The sequence below is a fragment of the Marinomonas ushuaiensis DSM 15871 genome, assembly GCF_000521805.1.
Lineage (GTDB): Bacteria > Pseudomonadota > Gammaproteobacteria > Pseudomonadales > Marinomonadaceae > Marinomonas > Marinomonas ushuaiensis.
Genome location: NZ_JAMB01000011.1, coordinates 1 through 26,589 on the forward strand (window position 1 = coordinate 1; position 26,589 = coordinate 26,589).

The window sequence follows — 26,589 nt, forward strand, 5'->3', positions numbered from 1 at the left end:
GTCCAACTTTATGGGGTCACTTCACTCTGGATCCACTGTTTTTCAGCGAGAGAATATTGTTGTAATAATTGAGTGACCGCTAGTAACACTGGCCCAGATGGTCGGCTTCGGGAAACTAAGCATCCCACGACAGTAAGCCAGCCATCATATTCATGGGCGACAGGTAAAGAAATAACCTCTCCAGACTCAATGTATTGAGTAGCGAGCAATTCTGGTACCACAGCCCAACCAACATTTTGTTTTACTAATTCAATTAATGCCTTATGTGTATTCGTATACCAGGCTGTTGGGCTAATTTTATAACTAAACCATAACTCTTTTTTCTGATTGCTGCGGTGAACACATTGCCGATGTAACTTCAGATCTGCTTCTTCTACGATAGATAAATTAGCTAAAGAATGCGTTGGAGAAGCAATAGTGAGAAAGCGTGCATGGCCTAAAGTGAAGAAATCCATATCCACCTTCAACTCACCATCGACATACACAACACCAATTTGAGCCTCTCCTTCTCTCACCATCTTTTCCACATCAAACGTTGATGCTACCACCAGTTCGAAATGCGTAATTGGAAACTGCGCAGCCAAAGACGATAAGATCTTAATTAAGACCTGGTTTACCAAGCTCTCATCAATAGCAATAACTAATTCATGCTCTTCACCTTGTGCTAATGATTGCACTTTTAGATCAAAATTTTGTTGCTGGTGCAACATCGACTTAGCAATAGGTAACAAAGCAATGCCTTGTTCAGTCAAAGTTGGCGTATTTTTATCCCGATTAAATAACGTTTTATCAATCGCGATTTCAAGATTAGCAATCGATTGACTAACGCCTGACTGTGCACGTTTTAATTGGCGAGCTGCTGCAGAAAAAGATCCTGTTTCACACACGGTCACAAATATTTTTAATTGCTCTAGGCTGTACATTAAACCTCCCCTCTAAATTGACAAATCCAGGCTATCACGACTTGTGATAGCTACTAACTTTATTTTGCGATTTAGAACTCTATAATCGCACTTTCTACATGTGTAGAGGTATCAATTTATAGAGGGATAAAGACAAAATGAAACCGATTGAACGTATTTTCCACGCTGTTTTATTTGAAGTATTAGCGGTCAGCCTAGCTATCCTAGTGTTAATTGTATTTACAGATCACGACTCTGCTTCACTATCAGGAATCATGATAATAATAGCAACTATCGCTATGGCTTGGAATTTCATCTATAACTGGTGTTTTGATCGCGTTGTAACGGGAGATAAAACACAGCGAACAATGTCATTACGAATTATGCATACTATTTTATTTCAAGGCGGCTTACTGATTATTACAATACCTGTTATTGCACTATTTTTAGCAGTAAGTTTATGGCAAGCATTAATGATGGATATTGGCGTGACTATATTTATTACTATTTATGCATTCTTTTACAATCTAACTTATGACCATACAAGAGCATTTATTACGCGTAACCGTTCAGTTACTTGCTAATTTACTATTCCTGTTAATGGCTCACTTTACTCAGTCAAAGTGAGTCATTAGTTGTTAATATTAATTTAGTGTTCCATTAATCAATTTGTAATTGACTAACAATAACATGGCCACCCATCCTAATTTGATAGTCATAATTGTGATGTGAATTATTAAATTAAGCATCTTTATGGCTGTAGCCCAGTAAATTCAGTTGTTTTGCCATTTTGAATTTATAGACTCGCATGAAAGAAAGGTTGCCTTATCAAGATCTGCCTTCTGGTTTTTGTTACTGTGTTCCTAATTTCTATCAGCAGAAAATAGTAAGATTAATTAAATATGAGCTACTTGGATTGTGGGTGATAAGTCTCCCTTGTAGACAATTGAAAAAAAAACCGTGTCGTTTGATACGGGCTTGTTTTATTTAGACGTCAGTTTCTGGTAACAAGGTATCTTGTGCGTTTTCTATTTCTTCCGCGATGTCTTCATCGTCTTCGGTGAAATAGGCAATGTGAAACATGGCTTCGCCTTCTTGTACTAACGGAATGTTTTGCTGACCAATTAATATCCCAGCTCGATTCGCGGTAACAGAATCAATAATGTCACCGTATGGACTTCCAATATCCGCAAGCGTATCGCCTTTCTTGATTTGATCACCCAATTTAAAATGGTTGTTCACTATGCCGCTGGCGTTTGCTCGTAGCCATTGGCTGCCGTTGGCAACAAAAGGGGTGATGGCTTTTTTACGGGTTGACGATTTGCGCATCATGCCTAAATGCTGCAATACATTGGTGATGCCTTTAATGCCTGCCAAAATCGAGAAATCATCAAAGCGAAGTGCTTCGCCTGCTTCATAAAGCAAAACTTTGGTTTGGTGCTTTTCGGCGGCTTCGCGTAATGAGCCATCAATGATGCTTGAGTTTAATATCACAGGGACGCCAAACGCTTGAGCCAGTTCTTTTGTTTCTACATCCGATAAATCGGCTCGAATTTGCGGCAAGTTAGATCGATGAATCGCGCCGGTATGCAAATCAATACCATAATCGCAGTGCTTAACGATTTGATTAAGAAACGTATAAGCCACACGGCCAGCCAAGGAGCCTTTTGCTGAACCTGGAAAGCAACGGTTTAGGTCTCTTCGATCTGGCATGTAACGGCTTTGATTCACCACACCATAAACATTCACCAAAGGCACGGCAATTAAGGTGCCTTTGGTCAGTTTGAAGTTCTTTTGGTTGATCAGGCGTCGAATAATTTCAACGCCATTTAATTCATCCCCATGCACCGCTGCGCTGATAAAAATAGTCGGGCCGTCTTTCTTCGCACGAGTAATGTAAACCGGTAAAGAAACATCCGCACCGGTATAAAGTTTGGCAACGGGCAGCTCGATTTTCTTCGTTTCCCCAGGCGCTATGTCAAATTCGCCTATTGATAATATAGCCATGATCTTCTCCTACTTACTTTCTCAATAATCTATGGCGCTTATTGATCTCTTGGTAAGTCTACGTTCTGTTCAATAAAGTCGAAAACCATGCCCGCGACGTCTTTGCCTGTTGCTGTTTCAATGCCTTCTAATCCCGGTGATGAGTTTACTTCCATTACCATTGGGCCATTTTGAGAGCGAAGTAAGTCAACGCCACAGAAATTTAAGCCCATTGCTTTGGCGGCATTGATCGCTGTGTCTTGTTCTTCTTGAGTCAATTTAACGATTTCAGCGCTGCCACCACGGTGTAGGTTTGATCTAAATTCACCTTCCGCCCCTTGGCGTTTCATCGCGGCAACAATTTTGCCACCCACAACCAAGCAACGAATGTCTGCGCCACCCGCTTCTTTAATGAATTCTTGTACAAGAATGTTGGCTTTTAATCCCATGAAAGCTTCGATGATGGCTTCTGCTGCTTTGGTTGTATCGGCAAGTACCACGCCGATTCCTTGAGTCCCTTCAAGCAATTTAATCACAACCGGTGCGCCACCAACGTTCTTAATCAAGTCTTTGATGTTATCTGGTTTGCTGGCAAAGCCTGTTCTTGGCATGCCAATGCCTTTACGAGATAACAATTGCAAAGAGCGTAGTTTGTCACGTGAACGACTGATAGCCAGTGAGTCGTTGACGTTAAAGGTTCCCATCATTTCGAATTGACGAGCAACCGCTGTTCCGTAAAACGTAATAGACGAGCCGATGCGTGGAATAATGGCATCATAGCGGGGTAATTCCTCACCGTGATAACGTACAGTTGGGCGACTACTGGTAATGTCCATGTAGCAATGTAGGGTGTCGATAATATCAACTTGATGCCCCTTTGCTTCGCCAGCTTCTTTCAAGCGTCTTGTTGAATAAAGGTTTGGACCTCTTGATAAAATGGCAATTTTCATAGTGTTTTCCTGCGTAGTTTCGCCTCTTAAATAAGGCTGTCTGATTGACGAGGCGCAGTGTATAGTCGATCATCCAAACAACAAAACGATATATTATGGTGTGTTTGATCAAAATAATTGATTGGTGAGTGTGTTATGAGAGTTGTGTTATGAAAATTGAATTGCTAAAAACGTGTTTGGAAGTTAGCCGGACATTAAATTTCAGAATCGCAGCGGAAAACCTATTTATTACTCAATCGGCGGTAAGCGCCCGAATAAAGTTGTTAGAAGACGATTTAGGGGTCCTATTGTTTGATCGTAGCCATAAACATTTGAAGCTGACACCAGAAGGGAATCGCTTTATAAAGCACGCCAATGAGCTGGTTTTTATGTGGCAAAAAGCCAAGCATGATGTGGGCATTGCCGAAAACGACACCCACCAATTAACCATTGGTTCAATGATGTCCATTTGGGATATTGTGCTACAAGACTGGTTGCAAAAAATTCATCGGAATTTAGAAGATGTAAGCTTATTTACCAGTACTTATGCAACGACTGAACTGAACAAAAAAGTGATTAGTCGAGTGATCGACATCGCGTTTGTGTTTGAACCGCCTTTTATCGAAGATTTTGTCACTGAAAAAGTCGCTACCGTTCCTTTGCATTTGGTGACGACTGACCCAGACTATCATGGTGTGGGTCAGTTAGAAGACTATGTCATGGTGGATTATGGTGAATCGGTAAACATACAGCATATGCGGGCGTTTCAAGATTCGCCACCGGCAAAGCACCGTATGAGCCAGCCTCGAATTGCACTCAACTACATATTAGAGGCGGGCGGCAGTGCTCACTTACCAAGGCAGATGACGTTTGAGTATGTACAGAAAAATCAGCTGTTTATAATTGAAGATGCCCCAGTTTATTCCCGAGAAATCTTTGCCATCTATTTGGCGAAAAGCCAGAAAGTCGACATTATTGAACAAGCGATTCAGCTGTTCCCTTATTCATCTCACTAAGTTTTTTGGTAATAAGGAGCTATAGCGCTATTGCAGCCGTCATTACTGGCGATGATTAAGTTTTCTGTTAGATCTAAAGTGAACGAAAGATAACTTGGTTTGGCTTTGGTCGTATTTTATGTTTTGCTTTTAATAGATTTAGACACTTAAGCCACTTATTTTTAATGAGGTCATTATGCAGTACGCAATTCTTATCACAGGATGTTCAACAGGCATTGGACTAGAAGCGGCTAAGATACTGCAAGAGCGCCAATTTTTAGTCGTGGCTAGTTGTCGTAAAGAAGAAGACGTAGAGGCTTTAAAAGCCCAAGGCATCAAACATGTTGTGCAGCTGGATTTGTCAGATTCTGCTTCTATCGGCAAAGGTTTAGAAGACACGTTAGCCATTACTCAAGGTAAGTTGTTTGCGTTGTTCAATAATGGCGCTTATGGACAGCCGGGCGCTGTGGAAGATTTACCTGTTGATGTATTACGTGAGCAGTTTGAGAGTAATTTTTTCGGTACTCATGAACTGACAACCAAAGTGTTGCAGGTCATGCTGGCGCAAGGTTATGGCCGCATTGTGAATAACAGCTCGGTATTAGGTTTGGTTGCTGCGCCGTTTCGGGGTGCTTACAATGCCAGTAAATTTGCGTTGGAAGGCTTAACAGACACCATGCGATTAGAGTTACATGATACACAGATCAAAGTGAGCTTAATTGAACCTGGCCCAATAGAAAGTCGTTTTCGAGCCAATGCTTTGGTTGCTCTAAAAGCCAACATTGATATGGAAAACAGCCGTCATAAAAAAGGCTATGAAGACGCTGTGGCGAGACTAAGTAAAGAAGGCGTGACGTCATCGCAAACTTTGCCAGCCAGTGCCGTTGTGAAAAAGCTGATTCATGCCTTAGAATCGCCTCACCCAAAAGCGCGATATTACGTAACAATGCCAACCTATGGTGCCGGTTTGATGAGAAGAATCTTACCCACGTTTTTACTGGATTGGGTGATGCGTCGACAAAGTGCTTAGCTTTAAATATTGTAGAATAAGCGCTAATTACTTTAGCGCTTTTAACCAATTTGTCATCGCAGATAAATACAGTTCACGGGCTGGTTGTTTGGACAAATATAGGTCGTGAAAGCCTTCTGGAATAATGGCTTTTTCTAGATTAGTGAAGGTTTTTTCCGCTGCTGCATCCATGCTGTCTACGTTTAGCACACCGTCACCTTTTTGTGTTTCTTCTACGGTTTTTTTCCCAATAGTGCTGATTTCAGAACGACATAATAATGTCGGGATGTCGATTTTTTGGTTGGCCAAAGTGCGCTGAGCAAGAATGATTTCTCTTAGCCAATGGAAGGAAAGACCAAACCCTTTTGCTGGTTTCCAGTCCAGACGATAATCCCATTCTCCACCGAACACTGTATGCAATGTTTTTGCGTAAATGATGATTTTTCTTGCTCGTAAAACCATAAACGGAAAGATCGATACGATAGCCCGAATTGGCCAATGAATGCGGTTTAGTAGCGCAGGAGGAAATGGCAAAGCAAGGAAAGGGCTGTTTAGCATCACACCGACGACTTCCGGAAAGGCTTTGTTATAATGGCTTTCGCGTTCAGACAGCGCGTAAGGTTGAGCAAGATAATTAGATATCACTAAACCGCCAGTTGAATGAGCCAACATGACGATTTTTTTAACGCCATCTTGTCTCATTGTGGCTAGGGCAATATCCAGATCCTGACCGTATTGATCAATAGAGTCACACCAGTTTGGTGGTGTTGATGGACGAATAGATCGGCCATAACCTTGTAGGTCGACAGCGTAAAAACGATAGCCAAGTTTAATGAAATGTTCCGCTAAACCCGTTTGGAAAAAGTAATCGGTATAGCCATGAACGTATAAAATGGCTTTCGTGGTTCTTGGCCGGCCAACGTGATTGATAAGTGTAGTGTGGACTTGGGTTTTTGGTCCAGGGAAAGAAAAGGTGCGAGCGACAAAATCAGCACCCAATAGATCTTCACGTTCGTTAACTTGTTTCCAGTGTTGTCCTATTGGTTCGCTCATGATGACCTTCTTCTTATTTTTTTAGTGTGTTGGGTTATCGAAAGATATTATCGCCAAGCTGATCTATGGTGAGTTTGGCTTTGCGTACTGTTATTTCGATGCATTCATCACGACTAGCTATTAAGTCAGAACGAATAAAGCTATGAACTTTTTGTTCTTCAGCTTCTCCTTTTGTAATGGTTGCCGCGACTCGAAACTGACCGCCGTCTTTCATTGGCGCTGGTGTAATCATAAAACCTTTATATTCGATAGATTCTTCTGCTTTTTCTGGTGCGCTTTCGCCGCCAGAAAATAACCCTTTAATGCTGGATAAAATACTCATTTACTTGCTCTCCTGTGGTTGACACTATTTCTTAGACTATTCTTCTGTGAACTGTGTCATTAGTCAAATGCCATCGTATGATTTTTCTTTGAAATAGAGCTCTTAATAAGGGTTATCGAGCGATTGAAGAAAAGATAAGTTTGTTTCATCTTACTGTATACTGCGTGAAATAGTGAAAACGAATTGAAGAGTAGGAATCCGTAGAAATGAATGAAACGCAAATTAATAACCCACTGCATGGTGCTAAGTTAGAGCAGATCGTGACAGATTTAGTCGAGCATTATGGCTGGGAAGAATTGGCTATCCGTATCAATATTAATTGCTTTAAAAGTGATCCATCTATTAAGTCTAGTTTGAAGTTTTTGCGAAAAACGCCTTGGGCACGAGATAAGGTTGAAGCGTTGTTTGTAGAAACGTTCTTTTAGGTTAGCGGTTTTTTAGAACGAACTGTCTTGCACAGGCGTTATTTTTGCGTTTTAGGAGGCAAGGAGTTCATCGTGATGTACGATGTTTCGGCCTTGGTTCTTTGCGTGATAAAGGTTTTTATCTGCATTGCGCAGAAATACGTTGAAACTCATTCCTTGTTTTAATTCAGAAACACCAATGCTGACAGTTATTTTTATGGCGTTACTTTCCACTTCAAAAACATGACCTTCAATAGCTTCACGCAGTATTTCTGCCATGTCGCAGGCTTCTATTGGCGTTGTATTTTTTAAGGTAATTAGAAATTCTTCCCCACCTATACGATAAACATTTTCCTTGCTGGTATGTTTTTGTATCAGCTGTGATAGCTCGGTTAGGATAATGTCGCCAATTTCATGGCCAAATTTGTCGTTAATTTTTTTAAAGTAGTCGATATCCAAGATCAAAAGCTGAGGCTGTTGTGCTTCGCTATTGCCTGGGTTGTTAGATTCCCTGAAGAATATTTCGAGAGCATGGCGGTTTCTAGCGTTTGTAAGAGAGTCTTTGTAAGCCATGTGGTGAAGTACGTTGCTGTTTTTTATGTATTGCACTTCATATAGGTAGCAAATGGTATAAGTTAAAAAATAGGCGCCTGAAAAATTCAAAAGAGAGCGGTAAAGAAACAAGTTCTCAGTATCTGACTTTGTAATAAATAAATAAAATATTGGGATAAGAACGAGTACTGAATAAGCTAGGCCTTTTTTGGGCCCTGAAAAAATACAATAGATAGGAGGCAAAATGAGGAGCCAATAACTGGTTCCAGCTCTTAAATCCACAATGCTAAAGGTGTAGAAAGCAATAGCAGTAATGGAAAGTAACAAACAGTTAATATGCCAAGGTTTAACGAGACCTGTTCGCTTTGCTGACCAGAAAAAGTAAAGGTTTAGCGTTCCCAGAACGGTATCTAGGCAGGCAATGTCATACTGTTGGAGATAGATATTAACTACGCTAAACGCAAGTGCAATTAGACCTGTAGTAAGGCTAAGGTATTTATGCAGTGCCGCTTTTGTTTTAACTAATTGTATATCCGTTTGAATGCTGTGCATTAAATTTCTACGCTATTACAAAGTGGCAATAGTATATTGTTATTATTTGTATTCGAGAAGGCTTATATAAGTAACAATTTGTTATCAATAGGGAAAAAATTATCGGCAGATTGAATCAATGCTTGGGCGGTTAAGGCCTCAACACCATAGACTTCAACTTTAGTTTGGTATTTTTCTCTTAGTGTATTAGCGAGTAAAGCAAAGTCACCATCGCCAGAAACGAGAACAAGTACGTCACTGTCTTTGCCATATTCAATACCATCAATGGCAATACCAACATCCCAATCACCTTTTGCAGAACCATCAGAGCGTTGGATAAAGGGTTTTAATTTTACTTCAAAGCCAATTGCTCTAAGGATATTTTGGAACTGTCGTTGTTTTTCGTCGCCTCTGTCTATGGCATAAGCAATCGCTCTAACGACATTTCTACCTTCAGTGGCTTGTTTCCAAAAGGCGTTGTAATCGAAGGATTTTCCAAACGTGTGTCGGGCTGTGTAATAAACATTTTGAACATCGACCAAAATTGTTACGTCTGTCATTTTTATCCTAAAGAGTTGGTTAGCAAAGGTAAGTGCCTGTTATTCGAGTCTAGCTACTGTATCTGTTATTGATGAGATATTCTCATATTGCTTCCTTTATATAAATTCTTGTCACCAAATAACAAGGCTAACGCTTTTAAGTTAATGGGAGATGGTGGTAATAAAGAAAGGTTTATTTGGTTTGGTTCTTGTAAAAAACCAATGATTGAATCCGTTATCTGATTCGCTTCAAGAGAGTTTTTCGTTGTTAGTCCTAACGATTCGCTGCGGGACTTTAACATACTACGTAAGGTGTTTTTAGCGTCTGCTGATTGAGGAAGCTGAGGGGTTATTAAACCTGTATCCGTGTAGTTAATATTTAAAGATCGTAACTCAAGTGTCTCACCATAAATAATAAAAATAGCTTCTGGCTGCCCTAACGCTAATGAAGCGAGTAAGTCGGTACGGAACTCTGACATGACAATATTATGATCGAGTAAATTCACTTCGCTAGAGACGCTGATAATACCTATGTCTTTAACGTTTAGTTTAAAGTGAGACGAAATTGCTTCGCCATCAATCGCCGAGGTAAATGAGCCTTTTCCAATTAAGGTTTCAATTCCTGCCGCGCGCATTAATCTTCCTGTATCGCGAGACAAATCAGACGCTGAACTTTGTTTAATCCAAAAATCTATATCCAGGTCTGGATAGTTTAGAGAGAAGCTATTAAAGGTAATTCGAGCGAATCGTAACCAAGGTGCACTTTCAATACCTACACTAACATTGTCAATGGAAGGAGTAAGGGTAAAAGGGTCGAAGTTGACGCTTTCATAATGTATTAAATCCACCAGACCCGATTGAGCTAATTGCGCGTTGATTTTTTTTTCAGCGTACTTAGTTCCAAAATGCTGAATGGCATAGATGCCGAAAACAGCAAAACATAAAATTAATATAGAGCCAACGACAATACTCGCGGCGTTGTCTTTCAACTTTTTTGCGATAGTACTCAAGGGATTAATCCATAAATTGAATAGAGATGAAAATGAAGCATAGGCTCTGATTAAAATATCGTGGTCAGGTTAAGCGCCATTAACATTCAATGCAATTGAAATGATCATTGGAAATCATAATGATATGTTATAACATTTCTTCGAGTCAACATTCCGACAATAAACATAAGGTTCTTTTCTATGATTCAGGCAAAACGTTTACCTGTGACGGTGCTTTCAGGGTTTCTTGGTGCGGGAAAAACAACCGTACTCAGTCATATTTTAAATAATCGCCAAGGGAAAAGGGTGGCGGTTATCGTTAATGATATGAGCGAAATTAACGTTGATTCCGCCATCGTTAAAAACGACGTCTCATTAAATCGCAGTGATGAAAAATTGGTCGAAATGAGCAATGGCTGTATTTGTTGTACTTTGCGTGAAGATCTTTTGCTCGAAGTCGGAAAGCTAGCAAATGAAGGACGATTTGATTATTTAGTGATTGAATCAACAGGTATTTCAGAGCCATTACCGGTTGCTGAAACCTTCACTTTTGCCGATGAAAATGGTGTGTCTTTATCCGATGTAGCGACATTGGATACCATGGTGACGGTCGTAGATGGGATGAATTTCCTTAAAGATTATGACTCTGCTAAATTCTTACAAGACACAGAAGAGTCATTGGGCGAAGAAGACGAACGTAACGTCGCAGATTTACTGGTTGAGCAAGTTGAGTTTTGTGATGTGATCTTAATCAGTAAAACTGACCTTGTTGAAAAAACAGAATTAGAACGACTTACGGCAATATTAAAGACGCTTAATACTCACGCTGAAATTATTCCTATTTCAAATGGGCAAGTGGATATCGATGCTGTATTGGATACTAAGCTGTTTGATTTTGAACGTGCGCAACAAGCGCCAGGTTGGCTTAAAGAAATGCGTGGCGAACACGTTCCTGAAACTGAAGAATATGGTATTAGCAGTTTTAGTTACCTTGCTCGACGTCCATTTCATCCTGAAAAGTTTCATCAATTCCTTCACAACACAGAGCGTTACGGTAAATTAATTCGATCCAAGGGCTATTTTTGGTTAGCGACCCGTCCTGAGTTTGCAGGCCAATGGAGCCAGGCGGGTGGCATGGCGAGTTATGGATTTGCAGGTATGTTTTGGAAGTCAGTGCCAAAAGATCGTTGGCCAACAGACGAGGAATACTTGGCTTCTATTAAAGAGCAATGGGTTGAGCCTTTTGGCGACATGCGCCAAGAGCTTGTGTTTATTGGTCAGAAGTTAGACCAAGGAGCCATGACACAAACATTGGATGATTGCTTATTATCTGATGAAGAGTTGTTCAAAGGTAAAGATTTCTGGAAAACCTTGAGCGATCCTTTTGATGAGTGGAGAGAGGGCGCATGAAGACAGAGAATAAACTTAATCAGACTCCAAGTTATTCTTCTTGTGTCTTGCCTCTCAGTTCAAGAGAAGATACTTATCCAGATGTTTTGGCAGATATTTACCAAGATGAGACTAATATTGCGATCTGGAAGAGAAGCCTATCTGCGGAATTATTATCATCTGTAGACCGTTTTATCAAAACGAATACGATGAATCAAACTACCTTGGCAGTCACCGCTGAAAATACCCATGAAGTATTGGTTAAAGCGTTTGGTGAAACCAAAATAAGCAAGGTATTCAGCGATGATATTGCTCAATTGGTCGATATGTTTTGCTGTTTATTTGATCTGAAACGCGCAGGGTTAAGACTGACAATCATGGACAATGCCATGTGCCCAAAATTTCATGTGGATAAAATCCCATGTCGCTTAGTGTCCACGTATCAGGGCATAGCCACAGAATGGATACCGAACCACCTAGTTGATCGATCAAAATTAGGCAGGGGAAGTCTAGGTAAAAAAGATGAAGAATCTGGACTTCTGAAGAATTGGGGAGATGTTCATAGCTTAAACTGTGGCGATGTTGCCTTGATAAAAGGCGAACGTTGGGAAGGGAATGAAGGAGGTGGACTTGTTCATCGTTCTCCACCGGTTCCTGTGGATATGAATCGATTATTACTCACCTTAGATTTTATTGATTTTGAATAATACTTAGAAAGCACAATTACCTGTTATACAATGTATTTTTTATATTTTGAATGGATTAGAAAATGCATTGTTTAACGATAATCCTGGTTGGATTAGTGGCGTTCGAACATTTATATATCCTGATTTTAGAAATGTTCATGTGGACAAAACCAAGAACGCTGAAAACCTTCGGCATTGCGCCAGAGTTGGCTGAAAAAACAAAGAGTTTAGCGGCGAATCAAGGTCTTTATAATGGTTTTCTAGCGGCTGGACTGTTATTTAGCTTGTTACATACTGATTATATCTTTTCTCAACAATTGCAAATATTCTTCCTTTCTTGTGTCATCATTGCCGCACTATTTGGCACCTTTACCGTTAAGAAAACCATTATCTTTATTCAAGGTTTGCCAGCAGTTTTAGCGCTTTTGAGTGTGTTGACTCTGGGATAATTTGATAGAAAGTAAGGTTTATTGTTACATTTTATGCGCTAACTATTTTTCTAAGGAGTGGCCGTGATGTCTGTTTCATTACGTCGATTAATCATAGTGCCATTTTTTGCGCTGGCTTTAATCACTGGTATTACCATGTATTTTGTGGCGACGACAACGATGTCTAACATCGCCGATAAAGTCGGGTTGCAATATATTCATGAAGTGGAAAGCCGAGTTCAAGAACGTGTTCGTAGCTTTATGTCTCCTTTATTGCGTATTGTTGAAGTCAATCAGCAGTCTTTTTTAGCGCGCCCAAATGAACTGAATGATTTGTCGAAAGCGGCGATACGTTTTCACGAGCAAGGAATGCCTTATCGACAAATGACCTTTATTTCGATCGCCACATCCGATGGTCGTTATCTTACTTCTGTTCAGCCTCCTGTTGAGAATCGTAGTCACCATATCGCAACGAATTTTGTTCACAAGCCACTCACAATGGAAGGGTTTGAATACGACCCTATGGTAGGTATTGGAAACAAAAGACAACAAGACGCTGAGTTCACATACGATCCAAGACTGCGACCTTTTTATCAAAGTGCTGTCGGTTCCAAAGTGCCAGTTTGGGGGGAAATAGAACGATATTACGGCTACGACGCATTGGGAGCGACTTTGTCTGCGGCTATTTATGACGATAATGACGAATTATTGGCAATTACAGCAACCAGTGTCGCCTTGAATGCATTAGATGAATATCTGAAATCATTAGAAATTGTCGATGGTGGCTATCTTTTTCTTGCTGAGGGAAGCGGTGATCTGATCGCAACATCGAGTGACACGGAATTGTTTTTTACCCAAGATGGAGAATCCAAAAGAGCCAATTTACATGAGCATCAAAATGACTTTTTCCGCTTGGCAGGTGACCATTTAGAGGATGGCTCTTATAGCCTTTCTTACAATGGGAACGAATATTTGTACTATGTACACCCTGTTAATTTTGAATACGGTGAAACTTGGTTGTTGGGTGTTCTGATTCCAGAGGCTTATCACGAGAATCTCCTGAGTGACTATAACCGCAGCTCTGTTTTAATTACCCTCGGATTGTTTATTTTTATCAGTTTATTGGGCGCTTTAATTGCGTGGTATATTGGCAAACCGATTCAATTATTGAGTGCGGCAACGAGCAATAAACGCCTTGAAAGCATCCAAGCTTTGCCTGAATCAATCAGCAGCGTTAAAGAAATAAACGCTCTGAATCAAGGCCTAAAAGAAATGGCAGATGATCTCAGTGATGTGATGCACAACCTCGAAGCCAAAGTAGCAGAAAGAACGATTTTACTTCAAGGAGAGAATGAAACCCTGTTGGAATCTTCAATTAAAGATGAGTTAACGAATATCTATAATCGCCGCGGCCTTAAACAAGGTTTTAATCGAGTCGTGGGAGTAGAAAACGAGCAAAAAAATAGTGTGACACTGGTCTTGTGCGACATCGATCACTTTAAAGTATTCAATGATAAATATGGACACAGTGAAGGAGACCAAGCTCTTATTAAAGTGGCTGAGAGCTTGAAGATGTATAGCCGAGCTGGGGTTGATATTGTTGCTCGATATGGCGGTGAAGAGTTTATTCTAGTGTTTTCCAATATGTCGTTAGATCATGTTTTAGAAAGGCTCAATGGGATTCGCCAAGAGTTAAAAAATACAGAGTTGGCTGGAAAAGAGCGTATCACAATGAGTTTTGGGGTTGCGCATCATGAAAGTAGTGACAGCATGCAGATTGAAGATTTGATAAATAAAGCGGATGAGAAATTGTACGAAGCTAAAAATGGCGGTCGGAACAAAATTGTTAGCTGACCATTACTCTCATGCAAGGCGTTCCTGACATCTTGGCGTTATTGAGTGTATTTATTCTGGGATGATTTAATAAGAGATAATATCTATTTTTACAGTATTTTTACTTTTGATGTAGAATTAGTTCGCTGGAAGTCTAACTAGCAAATTCTACTAAATGTTTATTAAGACACGGAGCTGTCAAATGAAAAAAGTAATCTTAACGTCTGCACTATTGTTATCTGTCAGTACTGTTTATGCGGCTGAAGCCCCACGTTGGAATTTTTTATCGGGTTCTTATGGCTCAGGAGAATCTGATGATATTGATTACACGGGTCTAAACTTTTCGGGTAATAAATTAATAAATGACAATGTATTTATTGCTGTTGGTTTCTCTACATTATCAGGTGATTACGACTATTCATCTTCTGTTAATGTAGATGTAGACCAGAGTATTCTCTCTGTTGGTGTTGGATATCGTGAAGGAATAAATACTACAACTGACTTATTTAGTAGCGTATCTTTCTTAAGAGCAAGTATTACACAATCAGCGACAGGGTATGTTACGCAAAAAGATAGTGATACGGGTTTCAATGTGAAGCTAGGCGCTCGTAGCATGATTTCTGATGAGGTCGAGCTGATGGCTGCTATCTACCACACAGAATACGAAAGTGGACGTACAGGTGTGACTATAGGTGCTCTCTATAATGTAAATAGTGAGTTTTCTATTGGTGCTGATTATGATAAATCAGATGATACATCTAGCTTCTCTTTAGGCGCATATTACTTCTACTAATTTTATTTAGTTCAGGTAATGCTGGATAAACAACACGATCTTCCCCTTTGGTCGTGTTGTTTATATTTATTGTTTTATTTTCTATTACTTCTGCTCTTCTGTTTACAACCACAATACATTTCTAATCTAAAAGTCTAAGATGTAGATTCTTTCTATTTCCAATCCACAAGGAGTTTGTTATTTCATCTCTGATCCCATCACAAGACGATTTATGGTTTTTACCGTTAGGTGGCACAGGCGAGATTGGCATGAACATGAATCTATATGGTCATGATGGACAATGGCTTATGGTCGATTGCGGAGTGTCCTTTAATGAGCCTCTAAAGCCTGACGATATTCATTCTGCGGAAGTGGTTTGCGCCGATCCTCATTTCATCTCTGAACAGAAAGAACGCCTCGCTGGTATCGTCATTACTCATGCACATGAAGACCATGTGGGCGCCTTGCCTTTTTTATGGCGACGTTTTAAATGCCCCGTTTATACCACGGCGTTTACGGCAGAAGTGCTACGTCGTAAATTGATACAGGTTGGTTTGAGTGACGAAGTGCCCGTGATTGTCGTTAAGGATAACGACACTCAGAAGATAGGTGTGTTTAATGTCACTTGGCTGGCGCTAACGCATTCGGTGCCAGAACCTTTTGGCATGACAATAGACACACCCGCTGGGCGAATTTTTCATACGGGCGATTGGAAGATAGATAAGAAGCCGATCATTGGCGATGGTTTTTCGCCAGAACGTTTCAAAGCACTTGCGAAAGAAAATATTCTGGCTATGGTGTGTGATTCGACAAATGCCTTACAAGATGGTCATTCCATATCAGAAAGCGACTGTTATGAAGCCTTATTAAAAACTATTTCTGCCGAGAAAAATCGTGTTGTTGTCGGTTGTTTTAGCAGTAACGTGGCTCGGCTGGTGGCATTAGGTCGAGTAGCGCAAGAAACAGGACGTTATTTGGCTTTGATTGGCCGATCACTGACTAATATGGTGGGTGCTGCAAAGGCAACAGGTCATTGGCCTAACGATTTACCCTTGATCGATGCCGCGCATCTTGGTTATTTACCTCGTGAAGAGGTATTGGCTGTGGTAACCGGAAGCCAAGGAGAGCCTCGCGCCACATTGAATCGTCTTGCTGCAGGAAACTGTTTTGATTTAACGCTAGAAGCCGATGATCTGGTGATCTTTTCCGCGATGATGATTCCGGGAAACGAAGACGCCATTATGCGTTTGGTTGAACAATTCAAAGGTCAGAAAATCCGCACCTTACAGCAACAAGACACCGACTTGCCTATTCATGTGAGTGGACACCCTTGTCGAGACGAACTGAAACAACTTTATACTCTAGTACAACCGCAAATCGCTGTGCCAGTTCATGGTGAACCTAAACATTTAGATGCCAATGCAGACGTCGCTAAGTACAGTCATATCCCTAGGCAACTGATTGGCCGCAATGGCGATCTTTATCAGCTGGCGCCAAACATTGGTATTAAGCGTAAGCAAGTCAAAGTTGGTCGAATCGCCTTATCGCGTTAGTCGTTATTTTTTACTGTTTATAACATTTAAAAATGTATAGCTTAACAAATCGGTGCAAATACCGTTTTGGATGTTTGCCCAGGAATTTCTTTCGCCAGTTTTGGCACCAAATAACCCGGTAATTCCGCGGCGACTTTCCCCATTAATCTCTGAGCATCTTCGATGCTTATATCAAAATGCGCTGCGCCTTCTACTGGATCTAGTGTGAACATGTAATAAGGTAAAATTCCTGCGCTAAACACGGCTTCACTCAAATTGACTTGCGCTTCTACGGAATCGTTTACGCCTTTTAGTAACACGCCTTGGTTCAATACTGTGACGCCAGCTTGTTTCAGTTTAAGCGCGGCTTGAGCAACGTATTCATCGACTTCGTTGGCGTGGTTTATATGCCACACCATAATAATGTCGAGGCGACTTTTGTTTATCCAATCGAGCATGTCATCGCAAATTCGAGCAGGAATGACGACAGGTAATCGAGAATGAATACGTAGGCGTTTTATTTGCGGTAAGGCTTCGATCTGACGAACTTTATCGGCGAGCAGGGCGTCTTTCATCATCAAAGGATCGCCACCGCTCAAGATGACTTCATTTACATCAGGATGCACTTTTAAATAGCCAATGACAGATTGCCATTCCGCTTGTGCCAGTTGATTGTCGCCATAAGGAAAATGACGTCGGAAACAGTAACGGCAATTTACTGCACAAGTGCCAGTGGTGATGACGAGCAGGCGGCGTTTGTATTTATGAACAATGGCTTTTTGTGGGTTGTGATCGGCTTCTTCTAATGGATCTTTACTGTAGCCTAATACTTTTTGCATTTCGGCCGCACTGGGTAAAACCTGTAATAATAGAGGGTCGTTTGGGTTGCCGTATTCAATACGTGATAGATAAGGACGAGGCACCAAAAGCTTGAAACCTTGCTGCGCTTCTAGACCTTGTTCCGCTAAGTATTCAGGTAAACCAAGATGTTGAATCAGTTCTGGTAAGGAGGTTAACGCCTGTGAAAGGTGTTGCGACCAGCTTAAATTGTTCGTTGTTTGAATAGGTATCACGTCAAATATCTGCAAAATTGAGTTCATTTAGGTTATGATTGCGCCAACTTATTTTGGCCAATTAGGCCGATGGCTTTTAAAGATCCTATAAATGATCTTAAGACTGACATGATACGCCAGTCGGAGTCTTTTCTCTAAAAATATACTGTGTGAGGATGTATGGCTAATATTTCTACCAGCGATATGCGTAGTGGCGCTAAAGTAATGGTCGATGGCGACCCATGTTCTGTTTTAGAAAACGAACACGTAAGACCGGGCAAAGGCCAAGCGTTTAATCGTCTTAAATTACGTAACCTAAAAAGTGGTCGCGTATGGGAACGTACCTTTAAGTCAGGTGAATCCTTAGAAGGCGCGGACGTGATGGAAACCGATATGGAGTACTTGTACACCGACGGTGAATTCTGGCACTTCATGGCTGTTGATGGTTCTTTCGAACAGCACGCAGCAGATGAAAATGCGATTGCTGATACGAAAAACTGGCTGAAAGAACAGGAAAAATACGTTGTAACCTTATACAACGGCGCACCATTGGCAGTAACGCCACCTAACTTCATTGAACTTGAAGTAAAAGACACTGATCCAGGTGTTAAAGGCGATACAGCAAACGGCGGCTCTAAACCTGCTTACTTGGTGACTGGTGCTATGGTTCGTGTTCCATTGTTCATCAATATTGGTGAAATACTGCGTGTTGATACGCGTAGTGGTGAATACGTTTCTCGTGCAACAGGTAAGTAATAACTTACTTTCATTACCAATGAACGAACAATAAAAAGCCTTCGATTGGAAACAGTCGAAGGCTTTTTTGTGTCCCCGTCCTATTTTTTAGCTGTGATCATCTTGTCCACAGAATAGGAACCAGCGCCACTGAACGCCAATGACACTGCAATAACGAACAAGACCAATGCGTATTCGTAACCACCGTTAGACATAAATAATCCTTTTGAAATATGCACAGTGAAGATGGCCATTAGCATGGTGAAAGCAATCACAACAGACGCAGGGCGAACCAATAAGCCTATGACTAATGCCAGTCCACCGAAGAATTCTGCGCTACCAGCTAGAAGCGCCATCAAATAGCCAGGTTCTAAGCCAATTGATGCCATCCATTGCCCTGTGCCTTCTAAACCATAACCGCCAAAAGAACCAAACAATTTTTGCGCACCATGAGCCATTAAAATAATGCCAACTGGAATACGTAATATTGTGCTTGCTATGCCTGACGTCGTGTTTGTAATTGTTTGAATTAAAGAAGATTTCATTTTGGTTTTCCTTACTTAAACTGAGAGAGTGATTTAATTTGAAGTCACTATAGCCAATAAATTGCGAGTTAAATAACGGAGGTTTTTGAGGTTTTAGTTCAAAATAATTGAACATAGACGAAGCGTCTCGCTTGTGATTAGCTTGCTCATTATTAATCAATTAAAAAACAATAAACAAGGTGAAGTATGACTCAGTCATTAATGGGGAAAGTTGCGGTTGTTACTGGTGGTGCGTCGGGTATTGGTCTTGCTAGCGCTGAGTCCATGATGGCGGAAGGCGCCTTGGTGGTTATTGTTGATCGAGACGAAACAGCATTAGCGGCATTACAAGAAACGTATGGCGATGCTGTAATCACCTTACCTACGGACTTACTTGATACGGAAAGCTGTGCGGCCTTGATTCCCCGAATTTTAGAAAAAACCAAAGTAATTGATATATTTCACTCGAATGCAGGCCTGTATGTAGGCGGTGATTTGGTGGATGCAGAAAATGATGCTATCGATCGTATGCTGAATTTGAACATTAATGTGGTGATGAAAAACGTGCGTGATGTTCTTCCTCATATGATCGAGCGTGGTGTTGGCGATATTCTTGTCACAAGTTCATTAGCAGGACATTATCCAACGCCTTGGGAACCTGTTTATGCATCGTCAAAATGGGCGATAAATTGTTTTGTTCAAACTGTTCGTCGCCAAGTTTGTAAGCAAGGTATTCGTGTTGGTTCTGTTTCCCCTGGCCCTGTGATTACGTCTTTATTGTCAGATTGGCCAGTCGAAAAGCTGGATGAGGCAAAACGTTCAGGTAGCTTGATGGACGCCAGTGAGGTCGCTGAGGCTTTGTTATTTATGGTCACACGCCCACGTCATGTGACGATTAGAGATATCGTTATCATGCCTTCACAGTTTGATTTGTAGATGTTTTAAGATGTTTTTGGGTTTGGAAATGAAAGAAAAAGTTGAATGGTTATTTCTCGGTTTTAGTCATTTTATGACTTAAATCAATAGATAGTTTGTCTAGTAGATAATTAGGGAACTTGCCCCATTCTTTCCAGTCGACAGTTTATCTGAAATGTTATTTTGGGGCGCTGAAACAGTCATTTTGTATTAAGGCATAATTTTTTAAGTGAAATTTTTTTAAGAGTGCGCTGGTGTTCTTTTAGAGCTTCGGCTTTTTATTTTTTCTCTATTTAGAGTGAAGGATTATTAAAATGAGGAATCAAAATTGTTTGAATTAATCGCTCAGTCATCTTTTAACGAAGTGGCAGCATTATTAGTATTGGCTGCGCTTGTTGGTCTTGTGGGGTTATTGCTCCGACAGCCTCTTATCGTGAGTTTTATTGTCGTTGGCTTAATCTCCGGGCCATCGGCTCTCGATATCGTCCATTCCAAAGATCAAATCAAACTACTTTCTGAACTGGGGATTGCTATTTTACTTTTCCTTGTCGGCATAAAGCTGGATATAAAACTCATTAAATCCATTGGCTGGGTGTCGGTTTTAACCGGTCTTGGGCAGGTGGCTTTTACGTCTATTGTCGGATATTTGATTGGACTCATGATAGGTCTAGATACGATTTCAAGTCTTTATCTCGCCGTTGCTCTTACGTTTTCGTCCACTATTATTATTGTAAAACTCTTATCTGATAAACGAGAAATTGATTCGTTACATGGACAAATTGCACTGGGTTTTCTAATCGTTCAGGATCTTGTTGTTGTGATGGCAATGATTGTACTAGCGACTATTGGCATTGGTTCAGGACATGGCGACTCGAGTGATTCATCAGTGTGGCATGTTGCTGCTTCAGGCGTAGGTTTGGTGTTGTTCGTTATGGTATTTATTCGCTATATCGCCAATCCGTTGACTGGTTTATTAGCAAGAGTGCCTGAATTATTGGTTATTTATGCCATTGCACAAGCCGCTCTGTTTGCTGCTATAGGCAACATGGTAGGCCTTGGAATGGAAGTGGGTGGGTTGTTAGCGGGCGTTGCTCTGGCTTCTACACCTTATCGTGAAAGTATCGCGGCCAGATTGGCTCCGTTACGTGATTTCTTACTCTTGTTTTTCTTTATCGCTCTGGGCGCAACATTAGATTTGTCATTATTAGGCTCACATATATCTGGCGCCATTATCTTTTCGTTGTTTGTCTTGATTGGTAACCCTTTAATTGTGCTTATTATTATGGGGCGCATGGGATATCGAAAAAGAACGGGGTTTTTAGCTGGGTTAACGGTAGCCCAAATAAGTGAGTTCTCTCTCATTTTTATTGCGATGGGAATTAGCTTAGGGCATGTCTCGCAAGATATTTTAGGCTTAGCAACATTGGTTGGCATTATCACTATTGCTGCATCTACTTATATGATTACTTACTCCCATCAGCTGTATGGTTTTTTTGAGCCAGTACTTGGGATTTTTGAGCGCAAAAATCCGACTCGCGAACAAGGTTCTGAGGAAGTGGGTAATAATCACCCTGAAGTTATTATATTTGGATTAGGTCGATTAGGCACCGCCATTGCGACTAGACTAAATGAACAGGGAATTAGGGTCATGGGAGTGGATTTCAATCCGTCAGCGACAAAGCATTGGGGGCAATTAGGCCTTCATACTGCTTATGGTGATGTAACAGATGCTGAATTTATCGCTGAATTGCCTTTGCGTCAGGCGAAGTGGATTGTTTCTACGATTCCACATCATCATACTGGTGTATCTTTTGAAGACACCAGTAGAACAATAGTACAGCTCATAAAGATAACGGATTTTAACGGGCAATTGGCCGTTGTATCACATAGTAAATTAGAAGCGGAAGAGTTAAATCTTCTTGGTGTTGATCTTATTCTAGAGCCATTTCAAGATGCAGCAGATCGGGCGACTGAGCTGTTACTTGAAGGGCTTGATCATCAAGTGATTTGATCTCAACCTATAAAGGGAGTTTTGTCATGCAAGAATTTAATAACATCGTCTATGTACTTGATGGAGAGAGTAATACACTTTCACTCTCTTTCGTTCAAGCCATTAATCTGGCGAAAACGAATCAAGCCAATTTAACTCTGTTGAAGATACACCCAGATGTTAAGGCGGCTGGTTTTTTGAATTTAACCGATGACGATTTTAAGGCTAAAGTGCTGGCTCATGAGAAAGATATTTTAAATGAGACTGTTTCTTCTTTAGATAAAATGCTTAATGCCACTGTGGAAGTAAGGTTTGGTAAAAAATACGTTGAAGTGATTCGAGCTGTTCAAGAGAAGAAATACGATTTAGTTATAAAAGAGACTGAAGGGGTTGATTGGCTTGATCGCATTTTTGGCAGTGATGATATGCACTTATTAAGGAAGTGCCCTTGTCCTGTTTGGTTAATGAAGAAGAATAAAAAATCAGAAAACAAAGACAAACATATTATTGCAGCGATTGATTTTAGTTATGAATTTGAATCTGATAGTCGAGAAAGTAATTATGAGTTAAATCAAACCATTCTGGAACTGTCTAGTCTACTCGCCTTGTCTGAAATGGCGACTCTCCATGTGGTTAATGCTTACGATGTTCCTCATGCTGGCTTTATTGGTTTATGGGTGGATCAACCGGACAAGGTTGAAAAAGACCTGTTTGAGCATGAATACAAAAAATGTCGTCAGCAGATGAACATAATGATGGAAGCCCTAAAACAAAAGCTAGGGGATGAAACGTTTCAGTTTTTATCGCCAAAAATTCATATTTTACAGGGAGCGCCAGATAGAGAACTGCCAAAATTAGCCAGTGATTTAGAGGCGGATTTGTTGGTGATGGGAACTGTTGGCCGATCGGGCGTCGCTGGTGTGATCATTGGGAACACAGCAGAAACGATTCTCTCTCAAATTAAATGTTCTGTATTGGCTGTTAAACCAGATGGTTTTTTATCTCCGATTTCAGTTTCTACGATAAAATAATAGACGGCGTTATTGGTTTAAAACCTTTCGAATATTAATGTTAAAAGGGGAAATAACCATTAGGTTATTTCCCCTTTTTTCAGGACGAGACACAGAAGCTTGATGTTGATTAGCGTCGATGTTGAGTACTGACATTTATAACGTTAATCGTTATAGCTGAACAATAAGTTTGCCTGTATTTTTGCCTTCGAACAAAAGGTTGATACCCGTCGTCGCACTTTCAATGCCTTCAATCGTATGCGCACGGTATTTCAATTCGCCTTTGCTCAGCATGCCGCCAAGGGCTTGGCCGTATTCAGGAATACGATGAAAGTGATCTGGCATAGTGAAACCTTGAATGGTTAAACGTTTTTTAATAATGTTTAACCAGCTTGGACCTGGGTCTGGTGTTGCCTTGTCATATTCAGCAATAAGGCCACATACCGCAATTCGGCCGTGTGCATTCATACGTTCAAAAATAGGGGCTTGTGCTACGCCACCGGTATTTTCAAAGAAGAAGTCGATGCCATCCGGTGTGGCTTCGACTAGCTTTTCAGCAAAATTAGCGTCTTTGTAATTCACAACCTGATCAAAACCAATCTCTTCTGTTAACCACTGGCATTTGTCCGCTGATCCTGCGACACCGACGACAGTTAAACCGAGGTTCTTCGCCATTTGCCCAACCAAGGAGCCGACAGAGCCTGCCGCCGCTGTGATCATAATGGTTTTTCCAGCGTCTTCTGCACTCAGTTTTAATACTTCAAACACACCGTGATAAGAGGTAATGCCCGGTAACGCCAATACAGACAGAATCGCTTCTGCTGGTAACTCTTTTGGGATCGGATTAATGCCGTTGCCATCGCTGATCGCGTATTCTGTTAAACCTAAAAGGCCCATAACGCGAGTGCCAATAGGGAACTTCTCGTTATTAGACTCGACGACTTCACCAATGCCACTGGCGCGCATTGTGTCGCCTAATGCAACTGGAGGAATGTAGCTGTCTTCGTCTGCGCTTACCCAACCACGCATGGCAGGATCTAGCGAAAGGTGTGTCAATTTGATGAGTACTTCACCGTCTTTTGGCTGAGGAATAGCTTGAGTGGTGATCTCGAAAATGTCGGCAGTGATTTCCTTTTCTGGGCGCGCTATTAGTTGGATTTTACGATAAGACATATTCTGTACTCCTGTAAATAATGTGGGATTAGTCTAACGTATTGTTCCTGACTTAGTGGTTCCTTTTTAAGGAGTAAATATGAATTGTGTCGTAGCAATTGTTTATGGCTATTTTGGTTCTTAAAGACTAATTAATTCACATAATGTCTTCAATTGTTGATAACTACTGTGCTTATTAACAGTTTTAGCTTTTGATTTGGTTCATGCGTTTTTGCAGTTCTTTTTCTATTCTGTTGCGGTCGTAGGGTTTCATTTTTTGCCATTGGTTGCATTCTGGTCGAGTACGGGCACAGCCTAAGCACCAGCCTTTTGGCCCTGAGAAGTCGCAAAGGTCAACGCAGGGGCTTTTTTGGCGTTTTACCATTCGGGCTCTCCGTTGACTTCGTTTAGAGCTTGTTCAACGCCGTCTGCAAGTTGGCGCAGTCGGTTAAGTTCTTCAAAGATGCGCTGTTCTAAATTCTTGAAGTTAAGAGGCAGTGTGCGTTCACAAATATGATAACCCTTGCCGATGGTTTGGTAGCCTTTCCAACTTTTTATACGACCGCTTTCAAGTGCTAAAAATTTTTCAATAAACTCTGGTTGAGATGGACAATCTTCTTCGGCGTGCATGCAGATAGGGAAAGACTTTTGCTTAATTTGAGGCGATTCAATGTAGGTTTCAAAATGAACACCACCTTGGTTTTGATTGTGCCAATTTGACTTATAAAGTTGTAGGTATGGACCACGATTGTAGATTTCCCAACCATCATCAAACCAATTTGCGTTTCTCAGCAATTTTTCTAGGTTACGGAAAACGTTTTTTATGTCTTTCATAAAGCGAAGTGTCTCTTTAAGTGTTTCTGTTTGACGATGGTGTTAGCGCTATTGTATAGGATAAAAAGGCGATACGACGAAAGACCATTTTAAAAATGGTCTTTCGTTGGGTTCAATGAATTATTTATACAAACACTTTTCCAGTGCGAAGCGAATATAATCTTCATCAAGGTTCTTACCAATAAAGACCATTCGATTTGTGGCTATCTCATCGCCCCAAGGTTCGCCGAATTGGGCCCCCAGCAACATATGAACACCTTGGTAGACAATTCGGTGCTCTTCGTCTTGTATACCGAATACGCCTTTCATGCGGTAGATGTCGGCACCTTTTTCTTGTAGAAACATGCTGAGCCACGCATTGATGATGTCGCCATCAAATCGCCCTGATAATTCAATCGAGACGGAGGTGACGGCATCGTTATGCTCATGTTCCGCATTAAAGAAATGTTCGGCAATTGGAGTGAGTACTTTATCGTCTTGGTTCAGAAGAAGCATCTCAAATTCTTCTGGTGTGTGCTGAGAAAACACCGCTATGTGCGTAGTCTCAGTTAGCTCTAAAAGAAAATCATACTGATTTCGGCCTTTGAGTTGAAGACGATAGCATTTTTCAATATCAACAAGTGTTTGTTGGTGAGAGACAGCTTCGCCTTCTTTTGAAAATTCAACAAACACAGACTCTGCGAGTTCTAATACTGAAGCGACTGTATTTTGGCTGACGTCAGACAATAAAAACGCCATATCTGGATCTGGGCCATTGGCTAATTGAAAACGATATTGGCCAGCGGGAAGTTGCCAAATGCCGCCCCATTCAAAAGGGTATTCTGGCTCTAAGAAACTGGGTTTCATTTCCATGGCGCGCTGAAGGTTAAATCCACCAATGTCCAGGAGCTCAGAGATGGGTGCATCAGCCATGGTGGCAGAATAGAAACCGGCCATTTGGTTCATGTCTTGTAAACGTTTTTTAAGACTCAGCATGTCTTGTTTGGAAACCAAGTCAGCCTTGTTTAATATGATGCGATCCGCAAACGCCACCTGCGCCATGACTTCATCTGTACTGTCATCTAAATGAGCACTAATGTGTTTGGCATCCACAAGCGTGATAATGCCATCGAGTTCATATAATTCGCTAATTGAAGGGTCTACGAAGAAGGTTTGGGCAACAGGGCCCGGGTCTGCCATGCCTGTGGTTTCTAAAATAACTCGGTCGAATTTGTCTTTACGCTCCGCTAATTCAGCCAAGATACGAATTAAATCTCCGCGTACCGTGCAACAAATACAACCATTGTTCATTTCAAAGATTTCTTCATTCGCATTGATGACCAAATCTTGGTCTATGCCGATTTCACCAAATTCATTTTCGATGACAGCGATACGTAGGCCATGCTCCTCTGACAAAATACGGTTAAGCAGTGTGGTCTTGCCGCTACCAAGAAAACCAGTCAGTACGGTAACGGGGATTTTATTCGACATGTTTCTCTCCGATATTTATTATGTTATATCGTAACATTAATTTATCGGAGTTGTGG

General features: G+C 41.0%; 28 protein-coding genes and 1 pseudogene. 14 read left to right on the top strand and 15 right to left on the bottom strand.

The window, feature by feature from the left end:
• Window positions 1-8: 8 nt before the first annotated feature.
• On the bottom strand, window positions 9-923 hold the full coding sequence (locus MUS1_RS11870) for a LysR family transcriptional regulator (protein WP_036162878.1): 915 nt from the start codon (window positions 921-923) through the stop codon (window positions 9-11).
• Between the two features lie 137 nt (window positions 924-1,060).
• Here MUS1_RS11870 and MUS1_RS11875 point away from each other — a divergent pair, with 137 nt between their 5' ends.
• Window positions 1,061-1,486 (top strand): PACE efflux transporter, encoded by a 426-nt coding sequence (locus MUS1_RS11875; protein ID WP_036162885.1) that lies wholly within the window; start codon window positions 1,061-1,063, stop codon window positions 1,484-1,486.
• Window positions 1,487-1,643: 157 nt separating this feature from the next.
• Here the strand turns inward: MUS1_RS11875 and MUS1_RS16400 are convergent.
• The 3 genes and pseudogenes from MUS1_RS16400 to rimK form a co-directional block, all read right to left on the bottom strand.
• A pseudogene (locus MUS1_RS16400) lies at window positions 1,644-1,715 on the bottom strand (type II toxin-antitoxin system RelE/ParE family toxin); the annotation flags it as partial.
• Between the two features lie 174 nt (window positions 1,716-1,889).
• Window positions 1,890-2,909, bottom strand: a complete 1,020-nt coding sequence (locus MUS1_RS11880) for a succinylglutamate desuccinylase/aspartoacylase family protein (RefSeq protein ID WP_036162889.1) — start codon at window positions 2,907-2,909, stop codon at window positions 1,890-1,892.
• Window positions 2,910-2,947: 38 nt separating this feature from the next.
• Window positions 2,948-3,838: a 30S ribosomal protein S6--L-glutamate ligase gene (gene rimK / locus MUS1_RS11885; RefSeq protein WP_036162891.1), complete on the bottom strand. Its 891-nt coding sequence runs from the start codon at window positions 3,836-3,838 to the stop codon at window positions 2,948-2,950.
• 149 nt (window positions 3,839-3,987) lie between these two features.
• Here rimK and MUS1_RS11890 point away from each other — a divergent pair, with 149 nt between their 5' ends.
• Both MUS1_RS11890 and MUS1_RS11895 read left to right on the top strand, forming a co-directional pair.
• Window positions 3,988-4,833, top strand: a complete 846-nt coding sequence (locus MUS1_RS11890) for a LysR family transcriptional regulator (protein WP_036162892.1) — start codon at window positions 3,988-3,990, stop codon at window positions 4,831-4,833.
• Between the two features lie 175 nt (window positions 4,834-5,008).
• The gene (locus MUS1_RS11895; protein ID WP_036162895.1) at window positions 5,009-5,842 is read left to right on the top strand and encodes an SDR family NAD(P)-dependent oxidoreductase; all 834 of its coding nucleotides are present in this window, start codon (window positions 5,009-5,011) and stop codon (window positions 5,840-5,842) included.
• 27 nt (window positions 5,843-5,869) lie between these two features.
• Here MUS1_RS11895 and MUS1_RS11900 read toward each other — a convergent pair whose 3' ends face one another.
• Both MUS1_RS11900 and MUS1_RS11905 read right to left on the bottom strand, forming a co-directional pair.
• Window positions 5,870-6,874 carry an alpha/beta hydrolase gene (locus MUS1_RS11900; RefSeq protein ID WP_036162898.1) on the bottom strand — a complete coding sequence of 335 codons (1,005 nt, stop codon included), beginning with the start codon at window positions 6,872-6,874 and terminating at the stop codon, window positions 5,870-5,872.
• Between the two features lie 34 nt (window positions 6,875-6,908).
• The gene (locus MUS1_RS11905) at window positions 6,909-7,196 is read right to left on the bottom strand and encodes an HlyU family transcriptional regulator (protein WP_036162902.1); all 288 of its coding nucleotides are present in this window, start codon (window positions 7,194-7,196) and stop codon (window positions 6,909-6,911) included.
• A gap of 206 nt (window positions 7,197-7,402) precedes the next feature.
• On the opposite strand from MUS1_RS11905, the gene MUS1_RS11910 reads away from it, so the two are divergent.
• The gene (locus tag MUS1_RS11910; RefSeq protein ID WP_036162905.1) at window positions 7,403-7,621 is read left to right on the top strand and encodes a VF530 family protein; all 219 of its coding nucleotides are present in this window, start codon (window positions 7,403-7,405) and stop codon (window positions 7,619-7,621) included.
• 51 nt (window positions 7,622-7,672) lie between these two features.
• Here the strand turns inward: MUS1_RS11910 and MUS1_RS11915 are convergent, their stop codons facing one another.
• From MUS1_RS11915 to MUS1_RS11925, 3 genes are all read right to left on the bottom strand, one after another.
• A complete protein-coding gene (locus tag MUS1_RS11915) occupies window positions 7,673-8,704 on the bottom strand; it encodes a GGDEF domain-containing protein (RefSeq protein ID WP_084035615.1) in 1,032 nt (343 codons plus the stop codon).
• A 62-nt stretch (window positions 8,705-8,766) separates the two neighbouring features.
• Window positions 8,767-9,243 (bottom strand): LabA-like NYN domain-containing protein, encoded by a 477-nt coding sequence (locus tag MUS1_RS11920; protein ID WP_036162907.1) that lies wholly within the window; start codon window positions 9,241-9,243, stop codon window positions 8,767-8,769.
• Window positions 9,244-9,308: 65 nt separating this feature from the next.
• The gene (locus MUS1_RS11925; protein ID WP_036162909.1) at window positions 9,309-10,232 is read right to left on the bottom strand and encodes a hypothetical protein; all 924 of its coding nucleotides are present in this window, start codon (window positions 10,230-10,232) and stop codon (window positions 9,309-9,311) included.
• Between the two features lie 180 nt (window positions 10,233-10,412).
• Here MUS1_RS11925 and zigA point away from each other — a divergent pair, with 180 nt between their 5' ends.
• The 6 genes from zigA (at window position 10,413) to MUS1_RS11955 (ending at window position 16,872) form a co-directional block, all read left to right on the top strand.
• Window positions 10,413-11,621 (top strand): zinc metallochaperone GTPase ZigA, encoded by a 1,209-nt coding sequence (gene zigA, locus MUS1_RS11930; RefSeq protein ID WP_036162910.1) that lies wholly within the window; start codon window positions 10,413-10,415, stop codon window positions 11,619-11,621.
• On the top strand, window positions 11,618-12,307 hold the full coding sequence (locus tag MUS1_RS11935; RefSeq protein ID WP_036162911.1) for a DUF1826 domain-containing protein: 690 nt from the start codon (window positions 11,618-11,620) through the stop codon (window positions 12,305-12,307). Before zigA ends, MUS1_RS11935 begins: the two co-directional genes overlap by 4 nt.
• Window positions 12,308-12,369: 62 nt before the next feature.
• Window positions 12,370-12,735 (top strand): DUF1304 domain-containing protein, encoded by a 366-nt coding sequence (locus MUS1_RS11940; protein WP_036162912.1) that lies wholly within the window; start codon window positions 12,370-12,372, stop codon window positions 12,733-12,735.
• 66 nt (window positions 12,736-12,801) lie between these two features.
• Window positions 12,802-14,568 (top strand): sensor domain-containing diguanylate cyclase, encoded by a 1,767-nt coding sequence (locus tag MUS1_RS11945; protein WP_245595806.1) that lies wholly within the window; start codon window positions 12,802-12,804, stop codon window positions 14,566-14,568.
• Between the two features lie 181 nt (window positions 14,569-14,749).
• Window positions 14,750-15,340: an outer membrane beta-barrel protein gene (locus tag MUS1_RS11950; RefSeq protein WP_036162917.1), complete on the top strand. Its 591-nt coding sequence runs from the start codon at window positions 14,750-14,752 to the stop codon at window positions 15,338-15,340.
• A gap of 248 nt (window positions 15,341-15,588) precedes the next feature.
• Window positions 15,589-16,872: a ribonuclease J gene (locus MUS1_RS11955; protein WP_245595807.1), complete on the top strand. Its 1,284-nt coding sequence runs from the start codon at window positions 15,589-15,591 to the stop codon at window positions 16,870-16,872.
• A 41-nt stretch (window positions 16,873-16,913) separates the two neighbouring features.
• Here the strand turns inward: MUS1_RS11955 and epmB are convergent, their stop codons facing one another.
• Window positions 16,914-17,951 (bottom strand): EF-P beta-lysylation protein EpmB, encoded by a 1,038-nt coding sequence (gene epmB, locus MUS1_RS11960; protein WP_051436242.1) that lies wholly within the window; start codon window positions 17,949-17,951, stop codon window positions 16,914-16,916.
• A 132-nt stretch (window positions 17,952-18,083) separates the two neighbouring features.
• On the opposite strand from epmB, the gene efp reads away from it, so the two are divergent.
• Entirely contained in the window at window positions 18,084-18,659 is a 576-nt protein-coding gene (efp, locus tag MUS1_RS11965; RefSeq protein WP_036162921.1) for an elongation factor P, read from the top strand.
• An 80-nt stretch (window positions 18,660-18,739) separates the two neighbouring features.
• Here efp and MUS1_RS11970 read toward each other — a convergent pair whose 3' ends face one another.
• A complete protein-coding gene (locus MUS1_RS11970; protein ID WP_036162923.1) occupies window positions 18,740-19,183 on the bottom strand; it encodes a DoxX family protein in 444 nt (147 codons plus the stop codon).
• A 186-nt stretch (window positions 19,184-19,369) separates the two neighbouring features.
• Here MUS1_RS11970 and MUS1_RS11975 point away from each other — a divergent pair, with 186 nt between their 5' ends.
• The 3 genes from MUS1_RS11975 to MUS1_RS11985 all read left to right on the top strand — a co-directional run bounded on the left by MUS1_RS11975 (window position 19,370) and on the right by MUS1_RS11985 (window position 23,098).
• A complete protein-coding gene (locus tag MUS1_RS11975; RefSeq protein WP_036162929.1) occupies window positions 19,370-20,098 on the top strand; it encodes an SDR family oxidoreductase in 729 nt (242 codons plus the stop codon).
• Between the two features lie 307 nt (window positions 20,099-20,405).
• The gene (locus MUS1_RS11980; protein WP_036162931.1) at window positions 20,406-22,088 is read left to right on the top strand and encodes a cation:proton antiporter; all 1,683 of its coding nucleotides are present in this window, start codon (window positions 20,406-20,408) and stop codon (window positions 22,086-22,088) included.
• Between the two features lie 26 nt (window positions 22,089-22,114).
• The gene (locus MUS1_RS11985; RefSeq protein WP_036162932.1) at window positions 22,115-23,098 is read left to right on the top strand and encodes a universal stress protein; all 984 of its coding nucleotides are present in this window, start codon (window positions 22,115-22,117) and stop codon (window positions 23,096-23,098) included.
• Window positions 23,099-23,248: 150 nt separating this feature from the next.
• Here the strand turns inward: MUS1_RS11985 and MUS1_RS11990 are convergent, their stop codons facing one another.
• From MUS1_RS11990 to MUS1_RS12005, 4 genes are all read right to left on the bottom strand, one after another.
• Complete coding sequence (locus MUS1_RS11990) at window positions 23,249-24,250, bottom strand: NADP-dependent oxidoreductase (protein ID WP_036162933.1); 1,002 nt, start codon at window positions 24,248-24,250, stop codon at window positions 23,249-23,251.
• 184 nt (window positions 24,251-24,434) lie between these two features.
• Window positions 24,435-24,614, bottom strand: coding sequence for a DUF1289 domain-containing protein (locus MUS1_RS11995; protein WP_036162934.1), 180 nt, complete (start codon window positions 24,612-24,614; stop codon window positions 24,435-24,437).
• Complete coding sequence (locus tag MUS1_RS12000; protein ID WP_036162935.1) at window positions 24,608-25,063, bottom strand: hypothetical protein; 456 nt, start codon at window positions 25,061-25,063, stop codon at window positions 24,608-24,610. Before MUS1_RS12000 ends, MUS1_RS11995 begins: the two co-directional genes overlap by 7 nt.
• A gap of 120 nt (window positions 25,064-25,183) precedes the next feature.
• Window positions 25,184-26,533 carry a CobW family GTP-binding protein gene (locus MUS1_RS12005; RefSeq protein WP_036162937.1) on the bottom strand — a complete coding sequence of 450 codons (1,350 nt, stop codon included), beginning with the start codon at window positions 26,531-26,533 and terminating at the stop codon, window positions 25,184-25,186.
• Window positions 26,534-26,589 lie beyond the last annotated feature (56 nt).